General features: G+C 47.4%; 21 protein-coding genes. 20 read left to right on the top strand and 1 reads right to left on the bottom strand.

All coding sequences use genetic code 11. From position 1 onward, the window contains the following. Window positions 1–128 precede the first annotated feature (128 nt). From KNQ07_RS14755 to rsmI, 9 genes are read left to right on the top strand one after another with little or no spacing between them, the layout of a single operon-like run. The gene (locus tag KNQ07_RS14755; RefSeq protein WP_214767563.1) at window positions 129–1538 is read left to right on the top strand and encodes an aminotransferase class I/II-fold pyridoxal phosphate-dependent enzyme; all 1410 of its coding nucleotides are present in this window, start codon (window positions 129–131) and stop codon (window positions 1536–1538) included. Next, on the top strand, window positions 1535–2173 hold the full coding sequence (gene tmk, locus KNQ07_RS14750) for a dTMP kinase (RefSeq protein WP_012368936.1): 639 nt from the start codon (window positions 1535–1537) through the stop codon (window positions 2171–2173). Before KNQ07_RS14755 ends, tmk begins: the two co-directional genes overlap by 4 nt. Further along, entirely contained in the window at window positions 2170–2499 is a 330-nt protein-coding gene (locus KNQ07_RS14745; protein ID WP_012368937.1) for a cyclic-di-AMP receptor, read from the top strand. Before tmk ends, KNQ07_RS14745 begins: the two co-directional genes overlap by 4 nt. Next, a complete protein-coding gene (locus KNQ07_RS14740) occupies window positions 2499–3491 on the top strand; it encodes a DNA polymerase III subunit delta' (RefSeq protein WP_012368938.1) in 993 nt (330 codons plus the stop codon). The genes KNQ07_RS14745 and KNQ07_RS14740 overlap by 1 nt, the downstream gene beginning before the upstream one ends. A 6-nt stretch (window positions 3492–3497) precedes the next feature. After that, window positions 3498–4328, top strand: a complete 831-nt coding sequence (locus tag KNQ07_RS14735) for a PSP1 domain-containing protein (RefSeq protein ID WP_012368939.1) — start codon at window positions 3498–3500, stop codon at window positions 4326–4328. An 8-nt stretch (window positions 4329–4336) separates the two neighbouring features. Then, on the top strand, window positions 4337–4687 hold the full coding sequence (gene yabA / locus KNQ07_RS14730) for a DNA replication initiation control protein YabA (RefSeq protein WP_114597427.1): 351 nt from the start codon (window positions 4337–4339) through the stop codon (window positions 4685–4687). A gap of 49 nt (window positions 4688–4736) precedes the next feature. Then, a complete protein-coding gene (locus KNQ07_RS14725) occupies window positions 4737–5474 on the top strand; it encodes a tRNA1(Val) (adenine(37)-N6)-methyltransferase (RefSeq protein ID WP_012368941.1) in 738 nt (245 codons plus the stop codon). Continuing rightward, window positions 5467–5745 (top strand): GIY-YIG nuclease family protein, encoded by a 279-nt coding sequence (locus tag KNQ07_RS14720; RefSeq protein WP_214767560.1) that lies wholly within the window; start codon window positions 5467–5469, stop codon window positions 5743–5745. Before KNQ07_RS14725 ends, KNQ07_RS14720 begins: the two co-directional genes overlap by 8 nt. Continuing rightward, complete coding sequence (gene rsmI, locus KNQ07_RS14715) at window positions 5723–6577, top strand: 16S rRNA (cytidine(1402)-2'-O)-methyltransferase (RefSeq protein WP_214767557.1); 855 nt, start codon at window positions 5723–5725, stop codon at window positions 6575–6577. Before KNQ07_RS14720 ends, rsmI begins: the two co-directional genes overlap by 23 nt. A 37-nt stretch (window positions 6578–6614) precedes the next feature. On the opposite strand, the gene KNQ07_RS14710 is transcribed toward rsmI, so the two are convergent. After that, window positions 6615–6911 (bottom strand): transition state genes transcriptional regulator AbrB, encoded by a 297-nt coding sequence (locus KNQ07_RS14710; protein WP_012368944.1) that lies wholly within the window; start codon window positions 6909–6911, stop codon window positions 6615–6617. Window positions 6912–7251: 340 nt separating this feature from the next. Between KNQ07_RS14710 and metG the strand changes: the two genes are divergently transcribed. From metG to KNQ07_RS14655, 11 genes are all read left to right on the top strand, one after another. Continuing rightward, entirely contained in the window at window positions 7252–9207 is a 1956-nt protein-coding gene (metG, locus tag KNQ07_RS14705; RefSeq protein WP_214767554.1) for a methionine--tRNA ligase, read from the top strand. Between the two features lie 59 nt (window positions 9208–9266). Beyond that, window positions 9267–10034, top strand: a complete 768-nt coding sequence (locus KNQ07_RS14700; protein ID WP_214767551.1) for a TatD family hydrolase — start codon at window positions 9267–9269, stop codon at window positions 10032–10034. After that, on the top strand, window positions 10031–11320 hold the full coding sequence (locus KNQ07_RS16285; RefSeq protein WP_214767548.1) for a 3D domain-containing protein: 1290 nt from the start codon (window positions 10031–10033) through the stop codon (window positions 11318–11320). Before KNQ07_RS14700 ends, KNQ07_RS16285 begins: the two co-directional genes overlap by 4 nt. A gap of 66 nt (window positions 11321–11386) precedes the next feature. Beyond that, window positions 11387–11947, top strand: coding sequence for a ribonuclease M5 (gene rnmV, locus KNQ07_RS14690; protein WP_214767545.1), 561 nt, complete (start codon window positions 11387–11389; stop codon window positions 11945–11947). After that, entirely contained in the window at window positions 11944–12822 is an 879-nt protein-coding gene (gene rsmA / locus KNQ07_RS14685) for a 16S rRNA (adenine(1518)-N(6)/adenine(1519)-N(6))-dimethyltransferase RsmA (RefSeq protein WP_012368949.1), read from the top strand. Before rnmV ends, rsmA begins: the two co-directional genes overlap by 4 nt. Before the next feature lie 84 nt (window positions 12823–12906). Beyond that, a complete protein-coding gene (locus tag KNQ07_RS14680) occupies window positions 12907–13146 on the top strand; it encodes a Veg family protein (protein WP_012368950.1) in 240 nt (79 codons plus the stop codon). Between the two features lie 96 nt (window positions 13147–13242). After that, a complete protein-coding gene (ispE, locus tag KNQ07_RS14675; protein WP_214767542.1) occupies window positions 13243–14103 on the top strand; it encodes a 4-(cytidine 5'-diphospho)-2-C-methyl-D-erythritol kinase in 861 nt (286 codons plus the stop codon). A 69-nt stretch (window positions 14104–14172) separates the two neighbouring features. Beyond that, a complete protein-coding gene (gene purR, locus KNQ07_RS14670) occupies window positions 14173–15012 on the top strand; it encodes a pur operon repressor (RefSeq protein WP_012368952.1) in 840 nt (279 codons plus the stop codon). A gap of 162 nt (window positions 15013–15174) precedes the next feature. Continuing rightward, on the top strand, window positions 15175–15486 hold the full coding sequence (gene spoVG, locus KNQ07_RS14665) for a septation regulator SpoVG (protein ID WP_012368953.1): 312 nt from the start codon (window positions 15175–15177) through the stop codon (window positions 15484–15486). Between the two features lie 167 nt (window positions 15487–15653). Continuing rightward, complete coding sequence (gene glmU, locus KNQ07_RS14660; protein ID WP_012368954.1) at window positions 15654–17003, top strand: bifunctional UDP-N-acetylglucosamine diphosphorylase/glucosamine-1-phosphate N-acetyltransferase GlmU; 1350 nt, start codon at window positions 15654–15656, stop codon at window positions 17001–17003. Between the two features lie 65 nt (window positions 17004–17068). Next, entirely contained in the window at window positions 17069–18025 is a 957-nt protein-coding gene (locus KNQ07_RS14655) for a ribose-phosphate diphosphokinase (RefSeq protein ID WP_012368955.1), read from the top strand. The last annotated feature ends 1 nt before the right edge of the window (window position 18026 follow it).

The following is an 18026-nucleotide window of genomic DNA, read 5'->3' as shown; positions in this document are numbered from 1 at the left end:
GAAAGTAGTTGGGGGCTTCCCCCTGTGAGGATAGGACGTTGCCAGGCCAGTAAGAGACCGATCTGCATTTTGCAGGTCGGTCTTTTTGTAGTTTAGATTGGAAAGGACTGTAGGAGATGAAAGGTCGTATGCCGATTATTGAAGCACTTTGTGCTCATGTAGAAAGAAAAGCTACTTCCTGGCATGTTCCAGGACATAAAAATGGAACATTGTTCGAAGGATTACCGTCTTTTTTCGAATGGGATAAAACAGAATTGCGAGGGTTGGATGATTTTCATCATCCGGAAGAGGCCATTTATGAAGCAAAACTCTTATTACGTCAAGTCTATGAAGCACGTGACAGTCATTTCTTGATTAATGGATCGACAGTTGGTAATTGGGCAATGTTAGCTGCGGTCTCACAGCGGGGAGACCGGATATACGTTCAGCGTAATTCCCATAAATCAGTTTTTAATGCGTTGGAATGGCTTGGGTTATCTCCGATTTTATTGGAACCGGAAATAGATCCCTCCACAGGTATCAGCGGAAATGTTTCACGTGAAACATTGGAGGAAGCGTTAACGACTTTTCCGGGAGGCGTTGCGGTCTTTTTAACTTCGCCGACCTATTACGGTGAAACGGCTCGAATCGAGGAGTTGCTTCCATTCACGACAGCATCGGGTATACCATTGTTGATTGACGAAGCCCATGGTGCTCATTTCGGGGAAGCTTTTGGCGTTCGTTCAGCGTTTGAACTGGGAGCCACTGCTGTTGTTCAATCGGCGCACAAGACGTTACCTGCTCTGACAATGGGAGCCTGGATCCATGAACGCTTTACGGATGACGAACGGAGACGGTTAACAAGGGCTCTTCAGGCCTTTCAAACGTCCAGCCCGTCGTATCTGTTGATGGCTTCACTCGATTTTGCTCGTGAGTATCGTGAAAAATGGACGGTTTCCAATATGAAGTCTGTCCGGACCAGTCACGAACACCTTCATCAACAAATCAATCAATTAACAGATATAACGGCGTTTACGTTCGATGATTGGTCACGGATGATTTTGTCCTGTGAGGAATATTCCGGAAGTCAGTTAATCGAGGCGTTGGCGGATCAAGGACTGGATGCTGAGTTTGCTCTCGGACCCCATGTAGTTTGTATATTACCGCTACGAAGTATCGAGCCATTTGAACAGGATACCTGGATTAATCAGATCCAATTAGCAATCGAAACCTTAAAAGCGGAAGGAATTCCGGATAAAAGGTATATGGAACAACCGTTTATGGGTAAAATAAAGGTATCGTCCCTGGCTTGTCCACTCGATCAATTGGAAGACGCTGAGGCGGTCGAACAAACTTTTGAACAGTCAGTCGGATTGGTTTCACTTGAAACAATCATTCCCTATCCGCCCGGGATACCACTAATCCTACGGGGAGAACGGATAACAGCAGAACATATTACAATGATTGAACATTATATAAACACATCAATTCATCTGCAGGGCGGTGAGTTTCTCCATCAGGGGAAATTACGTGTGATACAGGAAGGAATTAGAGAATGACAGGAACATTTATTACAGTCGAAGGACCGGATGGTGCCGGAAAAACGACCCAGTTGCAATTACTTGCAGATCGATTGACGGCTGAAGGGTATGAGATCGTGATGACACGCGAGCCGGGTGGAACACGAATCGGAAATGAAATTCGGTCATTGATTTTAAATCCTGATTTTCAAGAGATGGATGAGATGACTGAAATCCTTTTGTATGCAGCTTCACGGGCACAACATGTCAATGAATTGATTCGTCCGGCTCTTGCTGCTGGAAAAATTGTTTTATGCGATCGGTTCATCGATGCATCGATTGCTTATCAAGGGTATGGACTGGGTTATACAATTGAACAGGTCCGTTCCATTAATCAGCAGGCAACAAACCATTTAACACCGGATCGAACGTATCTGTTTGATTTGACGGTGTCGGAATCGAAGCAACGAATGATGGACCGAGGGGCACTGGACCGAATCGAGCAACGCGATGATGCGTTCCGTCAACGGGTATACGATGGTTTTATGACGTTAGCGGTACAAGAACCGGAGCGTATTCAGTTGGTCGATGCCAATCAATCGATTGAAAGTTTACAAACGGAATTATGTAAGGATGTTTTGACGTATTTAAAAAAAAGGGAGAGATTATCATGAAAATGGTCATTACGATTGTTCAAGATAAAGATAGCCTACGTTTAGCAGAAGCATTGGTCGAACACGATTTTCGGGCAACAAAACTCGCTACGACAGGCGGTTTTCTCAAAGAAGGAAATACCACGTTCATGATTGGTGTCCAAAGTGAACGCTTGGATGATTTGATGCGTTTGATCAAAAAGAACTGTTCAAGTCGGGAACAAATGGTTTCACCGATTTCACCAATGGGTGGTCATGCCGATTCATATATTCCTTATCCGGTTGAAGTACAGGTTGGCGGAGCAACGGTGTTCGTCTTGCCAATCGAAGGGTTTCATCAATTCTAATGCAGACATTTCATGAACTAGAACAAACTCAATCGGTCATTGCGACGATTTTGCGCAACTCGTTACAAACGAATCGTATCAACCACGCTTATATCTTTACGGGAGACTATGAGCCGCTTCTTTTAGAGGCGGCTCAATTGTTCGCCAAAAGCCTGTTTTGTGAACGTCGTGATCAAATCGAACCATGTCAAACGTGCCGGAGCTGCCGTCGGATGGACAGCGGAAACTTGGTCGACTATTATCAAATCGAACCGGACGGTGCGACGATAAAAAAAGAACAGATTCAGGAATTGATGCATGATTTATCCTTACGGGGTCTTGAAGGTGACCGCCAAATCTATGTGGTGACGCAGTCGCATAAAATGACACCCCAGGCGGCAAACAGCCTGCTGAAGTTCTTTGAAGAACCGGGAGCGGGAAAAGTAGCCATTTTGATTACGAATCAACCGCAATTGCTGTTGCCGACGATTCGTTCGCGAGGTCAATTATTAAGTTTTCGTCCAGCGGATCGCCTGTTGATTGGACAAGTCCTGTCCGAAAAAACGGGACGGGATAACGAATTGACTCAGCTGGCGGCCCGAGTCTATCCTAAAATAGAAGATGCAGAACAGGCATTAGTCGAAGACTGGTTTGTAAATGCGCGAGTGTCAGTGTTACAATTGATGGAGGAATTAGCGAATCGTCCGGCGGATTTACCGTTGTTTGTCCAGGAGAAATGGATGAGTCAATTTAAAAATCGGCAAGATGCACGAATTGGTCTGGAACTGGTGACATGTTTCTTTGAAGATGTACTGCATCTTAAATTGAATCCGTCATGGGAAACGATCACATATGCAAACAGCCGGCCATTACTGGAACAGATGGGTGGGAAAAGTCAGACGACGATCACACGGTGGCTGCAGGCAGTACTCGCAGCCGTTAAACGGATCGAAGCAAATGTTAATCCTCAATTAACAGTTGAGCGTCTCATGTTTGACTTACAGAAAGGGTAGAGCGATATGCTAGAAGTAGTAGGCGTTCGCTTTAAAGAAGCGGGCAAAATTTATTATTTTGCACCTGGACAAGAGTCATTATCACGAGGACAATCCGTCATCGTCGAGACAGTACGGGGCATTGAATACGGCGAAGTGGTGATTGCCGATAAACAAATGGACGAAGAAGATGTGGTCTTGCCATTGAAATCCATCCTTCGGGTCGCAGATGATAAAGATGCGATGATCGTTCGTGAAAATAAAATGGCAGCGTTTGATGCGCATGCTGTTTGTGTGGAAAAAATTCGTGAGCACAAACTCGATATGAAATTAGTCGATGTCGAATATACATTTGATCGCAATAAAGTCATTTTTTACTTCACGGCAGAAGGTCGTGTCGATTTCCGGGAACTCGTCAAAGATTTGGCGGCTGTTTTCCGGACACGCATTGAATTACGACAAATCGGTGTCCGTGATGAAGCGAAGTTACTGGGAGGAATCGGTCCATGTGGTCGTGTTCTCTGTTGCTCTTCGTTTTTAGGTGAATTTGAACCGGTCTCGATCAAGATGGCGAAAGATCAAAACCTATCCTTGAACCCGACGAAGATTTCTGGTGTCTGCGGTCGTTTGATGTGTTGCTTAAAATATGAAAATGACACGTATGAAGAAATGCGACGGGATTTGCCGGATTACGGAAAACGTTTGACTGTTCCGGAAGGCGAAGGACGGGTAGTCGGTCTGAATATTCTTGACCAAATCGTTCAAATTGAATTAAAAGACCGTTCGCGGGTCCTGACTTACTCGATGGAGGAACTACTTTCTGTCGGTGCCGTAAAACAAAAACGACCAAAAGAATGACGGGGTGCATGCGCGTGGAGAGAGTCGATAAAAAAGAAATCATTACGCGTGTTGATGCGATCGAGCAACAGATTCACTTGCTGACTGAGCATCTGAGCGTATTGAAAGATCAGCTTGCTTACATGATGGAGGAGAACCAACATCTGTATCTTGAGAATCATCACCTCCGTGAGAAGGTAGAGCGCGATGAACAACAACCGATTACAGAAGAAGCACAGGCGGAAGCCGGTACAGGTGCTGGCTATGATAATCTGGGACGGTTGTATCAAGAAGGATTCCATATTTGTAACCTGCATTATGGTCAAGTCCGTAAAGACGGAGATTGTCTGTTCTGCTTGTCCATGTTAACGAAACATTGAGAGGCTGACTTCCTAGGAGTCAGTCTTTTTTTCAGAAAGGAAGAACGTTATGCCTGAACTATTATCAGATGAGCGACTGGATCATCTGCTTGGAAAAGAAGGACGAATCATTCAAAGTCCAACCGTGTTTTCATACTCTCTGGATGCTGCCTTGCTGGCACAGTTCGCCTGGGTGCCGATCCAACAGGGGAAGTTGGTGGATCTATGCGCCGGTAATGGAGCGATTCCCCTGTTTTTGTCTTACCGGACGAAAGGGACGATCACAGGACTTGAAATTCAGCCCCGTCTCGTTGATATGGCCGAGCGCAGTATTCAGATGAATGAAAAACAAGACCAATTGCAGATGGTCGAAGGTGACGTCAAGGAAGCCGGGAAACAATTGGGATATGGTCTTTATGACGCTGTCACATGTAATCCACCATACTTCCTGGCAAACGAATCGTCGAACCGAAATGCAAGTGAACATTATACGATTGCCCGTCATGAAGTATTATGTACACTCGAGGATTGTATCCGGTCGGCTGCAGATCTGCTGAAGCAAGGCGGAAAAACGGCATTCGTCCATCGTCCGGAGCGCCTGCTCGACATCGTGACATTGATGCGGCAGTACCGGCTTGAACCGAAGCGGATGCAACTCATCTACCCGAAAGAAGGCAAAGAGGCCAACATGTTGTTGATTGAAGGGATTAAAGATGCCAAGCCGGGTCTTAAGGTATTAGCCCCCTTCATCGTCTACGAACAAGACGACACATATACGTTACAGATGCGGAATCAGTTTAATGTCTGAGCATGCCGTCTACATTGTCCGTTGCCGGGACGGCAGTCTCTATACAGGATATGCGATTGATGTCGAAAAACGGTTGGCGACACACAATGCCGGACAAGGTGCCAAGTATACCCGGGCCAGACTGCCGGTCGTGCTCGAGTATACTGAAACATTTCCAACGAAATCGGAAGCCTTAAAGCGTGAGTATGCCATCAAACAATTGACACGTATAAAAAAAGAACGACTTATTCAAGGAGGGAGGTCATCTCATGAAAGCAACAAGCAGTTTTAAAGGACAAACGACCGGATTATACATCGTTCCGACACCAATCGGAAATCTTGAAGACATGACATACCGGGCTGTTCGTATCTTACAGGAGTCCGATCTCGTCGCGGCGGAAGATACGCGACAAACAATGAAGTTATTTAATCATTTTAAAATCGAGACGAAACTTGTCAGCTATCACGAACATAATAAGCAGGTCAGCGGAGCACGTCTGCTAGCTGATCTGCATGCGGGAAAACAGATTGCCTTGGTCTCGGACGCCGGTATGCCGGGAATCTCTGATCCAGGCAGTGATTTAATTCGGGAAGCGATTGCCGAAGACATTCCGGTCATCGTCTTACCGGGGGCAAATGCCGCGCTGACGGCACTTGTTGCCTCGGGTCTTGCGACAGAACGCTTTTTGTACTACGGTTTTTTGCCGCGTAAGAAAAAAGAACGTCGTGAGGCGCTTGAAACCGTCCGGTACGAAAAAGGAAGCCTGATCTTCTACGAGGCACCGCATCGTCTAAAAGAGATGTTAGGTGCGTTACGGGATGTGCTCGGTGACCGTCAATTGACGTTAGCCCGTGAACTGACTAAACGGTATGAAGAGTATATCCGGGGTTCTGTGACAGAAGCGCTCGAGTGGGCGGAAGAAGAGGTCCGGGGCGAGTTTGTCGTCATCGTCGAAGGATCGACCGAAGAACGGCCGGCGGAAGAAGAACAGGAAGCGGATCCGTTGCAACAAATTGAAAGGTATATCGAACAAGGCGAAAAACCGAATGCTGCCTTAAAACGGGTGGCGAAGGAACGGGGACTCGATCGCCAGGAACTGTATTTGCGTTATCATGAATCCTAAAAAAAGAAGCGACTCCGTTTGGAATCGCTTCTTTTGCTTATTCGTTTCCTGCGTAATGACGGTCGAGGAAATCTTTTAACTCAACGAGGACACGTTGTGCGCCGTCTGGAGAGAGAATCAATTTACCATCAGCTAGTTTGAAGTTATCTTCTGATACTTCACCTGTTACTTGGCAAGTCATGTTTGGTTTGTATTTTTTAAGGATGATTTGCTCGTTGTCGACATAAATCTCAAGAGCATCCTTCTCTGCGATTTGAAGCGTACGACGAAGTTCGATTGGAATAACGACCCGGCCGAGCTCATCTACTTTACGTACAATACCTGTTGATTTCATTTTGTTGTTCCTCCTCTGATGTCTAGGTTCTCTTTATTTTTGGAAAATCGTCAAAATTCGACATCACTTCTATAGAATGTAGAATACTAAACTTTCCAAAAGTAGTCAACCAATCTGAATAGCTTGAAATCAAAATGTCATTTATTTCTCAAAAAAGCCACATTTGAAACGATTTACTAATAGATTTTCCCTTTTTAAAGGAAATCAAACTATTTAGTGTGTTTTTTTGGTATTCGATGTCTGATGTCAAAAAATGTTTGCATTCGACAAAAAACGTGTTTCGACACAGACGACAGAACAGCGTATAATAATGAAATGAAATACAGAACGGAGGAATATCATGGCAAAAACATTTTATATCACTACACCGATTTATTATCCTAGCGCCAAGCTACATATCGGTCATGCCTATACGACAGTCGCAGGGGACGCGATGGCGCGTTACAAACGACTTCAGGGATTTGATGTCCGTTACTTAACGGGAACAGATGAGCACGGACAAAAAATTCAGGAAAAAGCGAAGGAAGCCGGTGTGTCCGAGCAGGAATTCGTCGATGGTGTCGTCGAACAAATCAAAGTATTGTGGGACCGTCTTGATATTTCCTACGATGATTACATCCGGACGACAGAACCGCGTCATAAAGAAGTCGTCGAACGTGTATTTGAAACGTTGCTTGAAAAAGGCGACATCTACCTCGGAGAGTACGAAGGTTGGTATTCCGTTCCGGATGAAACGTATTATACCGAATCACAGCTGGTTGACGGTAAGAGTCCGGACAGCGGTCATCCGGTCGAACTCGTTCGGGAAGAGTGTTATTTCTTCCGGATCAGTCAATACGCAGATCGCTTAGTCGAATATTATGAAGCGAATCCATCGTTCATTTTACCGGAGTCACGGAAACACGAGATGATCAACAACTTCATCAAACCGGGTTTACAGGACCTTGCTGTTTCACGGACGACATTTGATTGGGGCGTCAAAGTTCCATCGAATCCGAAACACGTCGTTTATGTATGGGTCGATGCGTTAACGAACTACATCTCGTCACTCGGATACGGAACGGATGACCAAGGAAACTTTGATAAGTACTGGCCGGCTGATGTCCATCTCGTCGGAAAAGAAATCGTTCGTTTCCATACCATCGTTTGGCCGGCTCTTTTGATGGCGCTTGACTTACCGCTTCCGAAACAAGTCTTTGCACACGGCTGGTTGTTGATGAAAGACGGTAAAATGTCGAAATCCAAAGGAAACGTCGTCGATCCGGTTCCGATGATTGATCGGTACGGACTCGATGCATTACGTTATTACCTCCTTCGGGAAGTACCGTTCGGATCAGATGGCATGTTCACACCGGAAGCATTCGTCGAACGGATGAACTTTGATCTCGCGAACGACCTTGGAAACTTACTCAACCGGACGATTGCGATGATCACGAAGTATTTCGACGGCGTCATTCCGACATATGCCGGAAATGTGACACCGTTTGACGAGACATTGTCGACACTGGCAAAAGAAACAGTCGAGAAGGTCGAAGCTGCGATGGAACACATGGAGTTTTCGGTTGCCTTGTCACACATTTGGCAACTGATCAGCCGTGCCAATAAATATATCGATGAAACACAACCGTGGGTGCTCGCAAAAGACGAGTCGAAAACGGATGAACTGGCATCATCGATGGTTCACCTGGTCGGTGCGTTACGTCACGTCGCCATCATGTTGCAACCGTTCATGACACGTTCGCCAAAAGAGATGTTCCGTCAACTCGGACTGGAAGGACAACCGATGGACTGGACGGCTCTTGAACAGTTCGCGGCTATTGAAGAAGGAACAAAGGTCGGTGCTGCCGAACCGATTTTCCCGCGTCGTGACATGAAAGAAGAAGTCGAAGCGATCGTTGAGATGATGAAACAAGCCTCTGCCGCACGTGTCGAAGAAGAGACGGAAGTTGAGGAAGAAGACACTGATGCTCGGCCGGAAACGACGATTGATGTCTTTGACCAAATCGAGTTACGTGTCGGAGAAGTCGTCACAGCTGAAAAAATCAAGAAAGCAAAAAAACTGCTGAAGCTGACCGTCGACATGGGGAAAGAGACACGACAAATCGTTTCGGGAATCGCGGAATGGTATGAGCCGGAAGATTTAGTCGGCCGTAAAGTCATCGTCGTCGCCAATTTAAAACCGGTCACATTACGGGGAGAATTGTCGCAAGGAATGGTGCTCGCTGCTGAGAAATCAGGTAAACTTGAATTAGCTACCGTACCATCAACGATGGCGAACGGAGCAAGCGTAAAATAATCCGGATGCCTGTGGACTTGATGTCACAGGCATTTTTTTGAAAGAAGGAGTCGAATAGTATGTTGATTGATACACACACACATTTAAACTCGGATCAGTTTGACGGAGATGTCGAGGAGACGATTGAGCGGGCAAGGGCAAACGGGGTTTCTCCGATGATCGTCGTTGGCTTTGATCACAAGACGATTGACCGGGCAATGGAACTCGTCGAACAGTATGACGACCTGTATGCTGTCATCGGATGGCATCCGGTCGATTCAATCGATTTCGACGATGCCGCCTATGAAAAAGTGGAACGATTGATGGATCATCCGAAAGTCGTTGCCCTCGGAGAAATCGGACTGGATTACCACTGGGATACGTCGCCGAAAGACGTTCAGGACGCAGCGTTTCGAAAACAGATTCGCTTGGCGAAGCAAAAAAATAAACCGATCGTTATTCATAATCGGGAAGCGACGGAAGATACGCTCCGCATTTTGGAAGAAGAAGATGCAAAAGAAGTCGGTGGGATTTTGCACAGCTACAGCATGAGTGCAGAACTGCTACCGCGTTGCTTAGCCATGAATTTCTACATTTCCCTCGGAGGACCGGTGACATTTAAAAATGCGAAGATGCCTAAACGCGTCGCACAGGAAGTACCGCTTGATCGTTTATTGGTCGAGACGGACTGTCCGTACCTGACACCGACTCCGTATCGCGGAAAACGGAATGAGCCGGCATATGTCCGATTCGTTGCGGAAGAAATCGCCCAATTGCGGGGAATGATGTACGCGGATATCGAACAAGCGACGACTGAGAACGCCAAGCGCGTCTTCCGCCTTCCATGATTCGATCGATCACCTATATGACCATCGGCTGCACCTTATTGTTGATTGCCAGTCTGCTTTATATGATGATGGACCATCCGCGTGACGTTACGATTCTTGTGGATGGCCGGCAAACGAAAATCGAGACGGTGGAGACATCCGTTTTCGGTGTCTTGAAAGAAGCCGGCATCTCGGTTCGCTCACAAGATGTCATCGAGCCGGCTTTAAGTGCCAATCTTCCGAAAAATGATTTAATCGTCATTCAACCGGCTAAAGAAATTACATTAATCATGGGGTACGGTGAAGCACGGACAATCCGGACGCAAGCACGTAGTGTCGAGGATCTGTTAAAAGAACAGGGAATCAGCCAGATGCTTGAGACGGATGATGTGTATCCTTTGAAAGAAGCTGTTTTGACGAGCGGCATGACAGTCCGGTACCGGGAGGCGTTTCCGATCGAGCTGATTGTCGAAGGAAAAGCGCGTGAAGTCTATACGTATCAAACGACGGTGCGGGAACTGTTGTCGATGCAGGGCGTTAAGCTTCAGACAGAAGACAAGGTCATGCCCGGTCTGGATACGGTCGTCGCAAAGGACATGCTCGTTACGGTCAATACGACACGGCGTGCCGTGCTGACGGAACAACAGCTGTTACCGTTTGAAGTCGAGACTGTCGAAGACGACACCTTACCGGCGGGCGAACAATTGGTGACGAAATCCGGTCGCCCGGGCATCCGGACCCAAAAATATCAATTGACCCTTGCGGACGGATTGAGTAAAGAAAAGAAACTGATTGCTAATGAAGTGACGAGTGAACCGGTTAAACAAGTCGTCAAGATCGGAACGAAACCCGTTGAATCGGTTGAGGCCGCGACGACACCGGCACCGACGTTTGATCAGGAAAAAGCGACGGTACCGTTAGCAGAAGAACCTAAGGCGGCAACTGATTTAGATTTTAGCAAAGCAAAAACCCTGATGGTTGAAGCAACGGCTTATACAAATGATCCGGCTTCCAATGGAAGTCAATTGTATGATGGACGGGCACTGACGGCGACCGGTTATGACGTGACGGATACGATCACGTATCAAGGACTGCCGATCATCGCTGTTGATCCGAAAGTCATTCCCCTCGGAACAAAGGTATATGTCGAAGGGGTCGGACTGGCGATTGCCCTTGATACCGGCGGTGCGATTAAAGGAAATAAAATTGATGTGCTTGTTGAAGGAGAGTCGACCGCCAAAACATTTGGCCGGAAGACGATCCAGATCTGGGTCATCCCGAACGAGACGACGGAAGCGGGCACTTGACGCTTCCTTGTTTTTTTTGTGGAAACAGGTACAATTACGGAAGTGTTTGAAAAAGGTGGAGAAGATATGATGCGGAAACGCTTAAAAGAAGTCATCGTCGTCGAAGGACGCGATGATACGACACGCTTACAGGAAGTATTTGATGTCGATACAATTGAAACGAACGGTTCTGCGGTCAATGAGCAGACCCTGCAGCGAATTGCCAAAGCGCTTGAACGGCGCGGTGTCATCGTGTTTACCGATCCGGACTTCCCGGGCGACCGGATTCGGGCCCGGATTAACGAGCGGGTACCGGGATGTAAACAGGCTTACCTGCCACGGGCAGATGCCAAGGATAAACGCGGGAAAATCGGTGTCGAACATGCGTCACCGGAAGCGATTGAACGGGCGCTTGGTGCCGTATATGAGACGGAAGAGCAGCATGATGCGGAAGTGACGCGGGAGATGATTCTCGCAGCGGACTTGATCGGGGGACCAGCGGCCTCAAAACGCCGGAAACGGCTCGGACAGCTGCTCGCCATCGGTGAACCAAATGCCAAACAACTCGTCAAACGTGTCGCGTCGATCCGGATCACGAAACAAGAATGGGAAGACGCTTTGAAACAGATAGAGGAGGAACAGGATTGAAAGACATCGCAACACTACACCGGACAAAGGAAATCTTGGCGAAGCACGGATTTTCATTCAAAAAGTCCTTGGGACAAAACTTTTTAATCGATTTAAACGTACTCGGAAACATCGTCGGTGCCGCTAATCTGACACCGGACAGCGGTGTGCTTGAGATTGGTCCCGGTATCGGATCGTTGACGGAACAATCAGCAAAACAGGCGAAAAAAGTCGTGGCGCTCGAAATCGACCAGCGGCTCCTGCCGATTTTGGAAGATTCGCTTGCTCCGTATCCGCACGTGAAAGTCATTCACGGGGATGCGCTCGAACTGGATCTTGAAACGATCGTCGATGAAGAGTTTACGCAACAAGGGATTACGGACCTCGCTGTCGTCGCAAACCTGCCTTATTACGTGACGACGCCGATTATCATGCGGATTCTCGAAGCGCGGACACCGTTCCGGACCCTGATCATGATGATTCAAAAAGAAGTGGCGGAACGAATCGGGGCACAGCCGGGAACGAAAGCATACGGTTCCTTGTCGATCGCCATTCAATACTACGCAGAAGCAGAAGTTTGTTTTACGGTTCCGAAACAGGTCTTCATTCCTGCGCCGAACGTCGATTCGGCTGTCATCCGTTTAAACATTCGTAAAGAACCGGCCGTCAAGACACTTGATGAGAAACTCTTCTTCGAAGTAACACGCGCCAGTTTCGCACAACGCCGGAAAACGATTCTGAATAACTTATCCAGCCATTTTGGAAAAGCAGAAAAGGAAGCGGTCGAAGCGGCTTTACATGAAGCCGGCATTGATCCACGCCGCCGTGGCGAGACGCTCAGCCTGCAGGAATTTGCACAACTTGCCGACGCACTTTTGCCGATTAAAAAACGTTGACGGTAGACAAAAGAACAGATATAATATTTCCTCTTCCTAATATTTACTTCATATGCTATAATAAATATTAGTGAGGTGAAGCGTATGCCAAAGACGTTGAACGAAATCAGACATGTATTTGAAACACATGTAGGTGAAAGACTGACGCTAAAAGCAAGCGGCGGTCGTAAAAAGGTCGTAACCCGAATCGGAACGCTCGTTGAGACGTATCCATCGGTGTTTGTAGTCAAGCTAGACGCAGAGCGTCACAATGTCGAGCGAGTTTCTTACAGCTATGCCGACGTTTTAACCGACTCCGTACAAATCGAATTCGCGAATTCGTAAACTTACCTTCCGAAGTGGACAGAAATGTTCGCTTCTTTTTTTGTGCAAAGGTTGATACAATTCGTACAGGAAACGTACTAGAGGAGGAACGGCACGATGACGATTATTGTAAAAGCTCCAGCGAAAATCAATTTAGTATTGGATGCGACGGCGAAACGTCCGGATGGTTATCATGATGTACATATGGTGATGACGACGGTGGATTTGGCAGATCGTCTCGAATTGACGGAATTAGCGTCCGGCGAGATTCGGATGAATGCCCAACATGCTTACGTACCAAATGATGAACGCAACTTAGCGTATAAAGCAGCAGCAGTCCTGAAAGAACGATTCAACGTCAAGAGCGGGGTTGAAATCTATTTGGAGAAACAAATTCCGGTCGCAGCAGGTCTTGCGGGCGGTTCGAGTGACGCAGCCGCAACACTGCGTGGACTGAATGAACTATGGAAGCTCAACCTGACGCTTGAACAGTTGGCGGAAATCGGATCAGAAGTCGGATCGGATGTCCCGTTTTGTGTCATGGGTGGCACCGCGATTGCCACGGGGCGCGGGGAAAAGCTCGAGAAATTAGTCTCTCCTCCGCCTTGTTGGGTTGTACTGGCGAAACCGACCATCGGTGTCTCGACAGCAGATGTGTACGGAGCGCTTGATTTGGAAACAGCGGAACGTCCGGATGTCGGAGCAATGATCGATGCGGTCAAGAACCAAGATTTCACGGCCATTTGTGAATCGCTCGGCAATGTCCTTGAATCCGTGACATTACCGATGCATCCGGAAGTCGAACAAATCAAAGCGTTCATGACAAGTTGTGGAGCAGAAGGTGTCTTGATGAGCGGCAGCGGTCCGACCGTTTTTGCTTTGACGGAACACGAAAACCGGGCGCAGCGTCTCTATAACGGATTACGAGGATTTTGTAATGAAGTCTACGTCGTTCGTCTTTTAGGGGAAAACCATTGATAGTTTCCGTATGAAAATGATATATTCACTATTGAATATTCGGAATTACGGAGAGGTGGAACGATTTAGATGAAAATTCGGAGAAGTGGTCGGCTGGTAGATATGACACGTTACCTGCTGGATCATCCGCATCATCTGGTCTCATTGACGATTTTCGCAGAACGGTACAGCTCTGCGAAATCTTCGATCAGTGAAGATTTAGATATTGTCAGTGAAATGTTGGAGCATGAAGGAACCGGACGACTCGTCACTGTCCCGGGAGCCGCGGGAGGCGTCATGTTCATTCCGACCTGGAGCAGTGAAAAGGCGTTGCCGTTCATTGATGAATTATGTGAACGTGTCGCACGCCCCGATCGTCTGTTGCCGGGAGGCTACTTGTATCTGACGGACTTGCTCGGAGATCCGCGGATGGTGAAACAGATGGGACAAGTGTTTGCTTCTGTCTTCAGCCAGAAAAAAGTCGACGTCGTCATGACGATTGCGACCAAAGGAATCCCGCTTGCTTATGCCGTTGCCGAACAATTGGGTGTACCGTTCGTCATCGTCCGCTCAGACAGCCGGGTGACGGAAGGTTCGACCGTCAGCATCAACTATGTTTCCGGCTCATCGAAAGCAATCCGGACGATGGCTCTTGCGAGACGCAGTTTACCGCGAGGTGCGAACGTCCTGCTGATTGACGATTTCATGAAAGCTGGCGGAACGATCCGGGGGATGATGAGTCTGCTCAGTGAGTTCGAAGCGAACGTGGCAGGTGTCGGTGTGTTGATCGAAGCAGAAGGTGCCGAGAAGAAGATGGTCAATGAGTACGTCAGTCTGATGAAGCTTTCGGATGTTGATGTCGATCTTGGACAGATTCAAGTGAAACGGGGAAATGTCGACCAGTATTTCACAGATGGAGAAAACACCTGAATTTGACACAGATTTTTTTTGTAACTATACTGTAATTATCAAACTTTTGGAAATTATGCGTGAAATGATTGGCAAAAGCTAAACCTTTGAATGTTTTAAGCCGTAAGTAGAAGTAGACAACGAAGAGTTGTGACAACGGTTATAAAAAGGGGTGCGGACAAAATGAATGTCACCGACGTTAAGATTCGTCGCGTCGTAGCAGAGGGTCGAATGAAAGCACTGGCCTCGATTACGCTCGACCACGAATTCGTGGTACATGATTTACGCGTGATCGAAGGAAACAGCGGTCTTTTCGTCGCGATGCCAAGCAAGCGGACACAGGAAGGCATCTTTCGTGATGTCGCCCATCCAATCAATGCATTAATGCGAAAAAAAGTCGAAGATTCAGTATTAGAAGCATATGCGATTCGTGAAGAAAACGGTGAGGCGTCAGAACTTGAACTGGCGGCGCTTGAAGCAACCGATCCTTCCTAACGCGATTGACAGGTCTCCGCCAATGGGAGAACCTGTCTTTTTTTATGTGTTTTGTCGATTTCCGGTCTGTCCTGTCATTGATTCGTTGCGCCATTTTCGTTATAGTGGGAACGAGTGGACTATTTCAGAACGAAATCAACACTAATTTACATGGAGGAGCGACAAGGATGAATCATTTCGCGGTAATTCTAGCAGCGGGTAAAGGCACTCGGATGAAATCAAAGCTCTACAAAGTACTTCACCCAGTAGCTGGGAAACCTATGGTACAACATGTCGTTGATCAGTTGACGACACTTGGTGTCACACGTCAAGTCGTCATCGTCGGTCACGGTGCAGAGTCTGTAAAAGAAGTGCTCGGCACATCGGTGGAATATGCACTTCAAAGTGAGCAGCTTGGCACGGGTCACGCTGTTCAAATGGCAGAACCTGTTCTTGGACAGGAAAAAGGTTCGACACTGGTCGTTTGTGGAGATACACCTCTTTTGACAAGTGAAACGTTACAGTCGCTCTTGCAACACCATGCAGAAACAGGTGCGAAAGTGACTGTTTTGACGGCACATGCGGACGATGCAACAGGATACGGACGAATTGTCCGCGGCGAAGACGGAAACGTCTCGAAAATCGTCGAGCACAAAGATGCGAACGCAGAAGAACTTCTCATTAAAGAAATCAATACCGGAACGTACGTATTTGATAATGAGATGTTATTCGAAGCACTTAAGCAGGTCAAAAACGATAATGTCCAAGGTGAATATTATTTGCCGGATGTCATCGAAATCGCTAAAGCAGACGGAGAAACGATTGCAGCCTATGCGGCATCGACGTTTGAAGAAACGATTGGTGTCAACGATCGGGTGGCTCTTGCGCAAGCGGAAACGTCAATGCGTAAACGGACAAACGAACATTGGATGCGTCAAGGCGTCACGTTCATCGATCCGGCGTCGACGTACATCGGACCGGATGTCGTCATCGGTTCCGACACAGTCTTGTACCCGGGCACACAGTTGCTCGGTAACACAACAATTGGCTCGGAATGCATCATCGGACCGAATTCGGATATCCGTAACAGTGAAGTCGCTGATCAAGCGGTCGTGCGTCAATCGGTCGTGACGGACAGCAAAATCGGACCAGCAGCACAGGTCGGTCCATTTGCCCATTTACGTCAACAAGCAGTTCTCGGTGCCAACACACGAATCGGTAACTTCGTTGAAGTGAAGAAATCGACTTTTGGTGAAGGCAGTAAATCTGCTCACTTGAGTTACGTCGGTGACGCGACGATCGGCACAAACGTCAACTTAGGTTGCGGATCGATCACCGTGAACTATGATGGAACAAATAAATTCCAAACGGTCATTGAAGACGATGCGTTCATCGGATGTAACGTCAATTTGATCGCGCCGGTCACGGTTGGTAAAAATGCGCTAGTCGCAGCAGGATCAACTGTTACGGACGATGTTCCGGAAAACGGTCTCGCTATCGCACGGGAACGCCAAACAACTAAACCAGATTACCGTTAATTTTTATTCGTTCATTATCCGTCGCTCTACTCGTCTAAACCCAAACAAATGGAGGCCACCTAACCATGTCTACTGTCTTAGAACATGAAATTCGTATTTTCGCACTTAACTCGAACAAACCACTGGCAGAGGAAATCGCTAAAGTCATCGGAATTCCTGTCAGCGAAAGTTCAGTCAAACACTTCAGTGACGGCGAAATTTCAATGAACATCGAAGAAAGCGTCCGTGGGGATGATATTTACATCATTCAATCGACAAGCCAACCGGTCAACGAAAACCTGATGGAACTTCTCATCATGATCGACGCTTTGAAACGTGCTTCGGCCCGGACGATCAACGTCGTTATCCCGTACTACGGATATGCACGTCAAGATCGCAAAGCCCGTTCACGTGAGCCGATCACAGCGAAGCTTGTAGCGAACCTGCTTGAAGTAGCCGGTGCGACACGCGTCGTGACGATGGATCTTCATGCTGCTCAAATCCAAGGATTCTTCGATATTCCAGTAGATCAATTAATGGGTGTTCCCTTGCTTGCTTCTTACTTCGAGAAGAAGAACATCGACCCGAACGAACTCGTCATCGTTTCTCCAGACCATGGCGGCGTAACACGGGCACGTAAATTAGCTGAACAATTAAAAGCACCAATCGCGATCATCGATAAGCGTCGTCCGAAACCGAACGTCGCCGAAGTCATGAACATCGTCGGCCAAGTCGATGGTAAAATTGCGATCATCATCGATGACATCATCGATACAGCGGGTACAATCACGCTTGCTGCCAATGCCTTGATCGAAAACGGAGCGAAGCAAGTGTACGCTTGCTGTACGCACCCAGTTCTCTCCGGTCCAGCCATGGAACGTATCGAAAACTCGGCAATCGAAGAGCTCGTCGTTCTCAACACAATCGATTTGACGCAACGTGAATGTGCAAGCAAAATCAAACAAATCTCGGTTGCACGCTTGTTGGCAGAAGCCATCATCCGTGTCCATGAACAAAAATCAATCAGCCCGCTCTTCAGCTGAT

The sequence above is a fragment of the Exiguobacterium sp. s145 genome, assembly GCF_018618835.1.
In the GTDB taxonomy this organism is placed as follows: domain Bacteria; phylum Bacillota; class Bacilli; order Exiguobacteriales; family Exiguobacteriaceae; genus Exiguobacterium_A; species Exiguobacterium_A artemiae.
The sequence above is the reverse complement of the archived record's forward strand: the minus strand, read 5'-3'. Positions and strand labels throughout refer to the sequence as shown.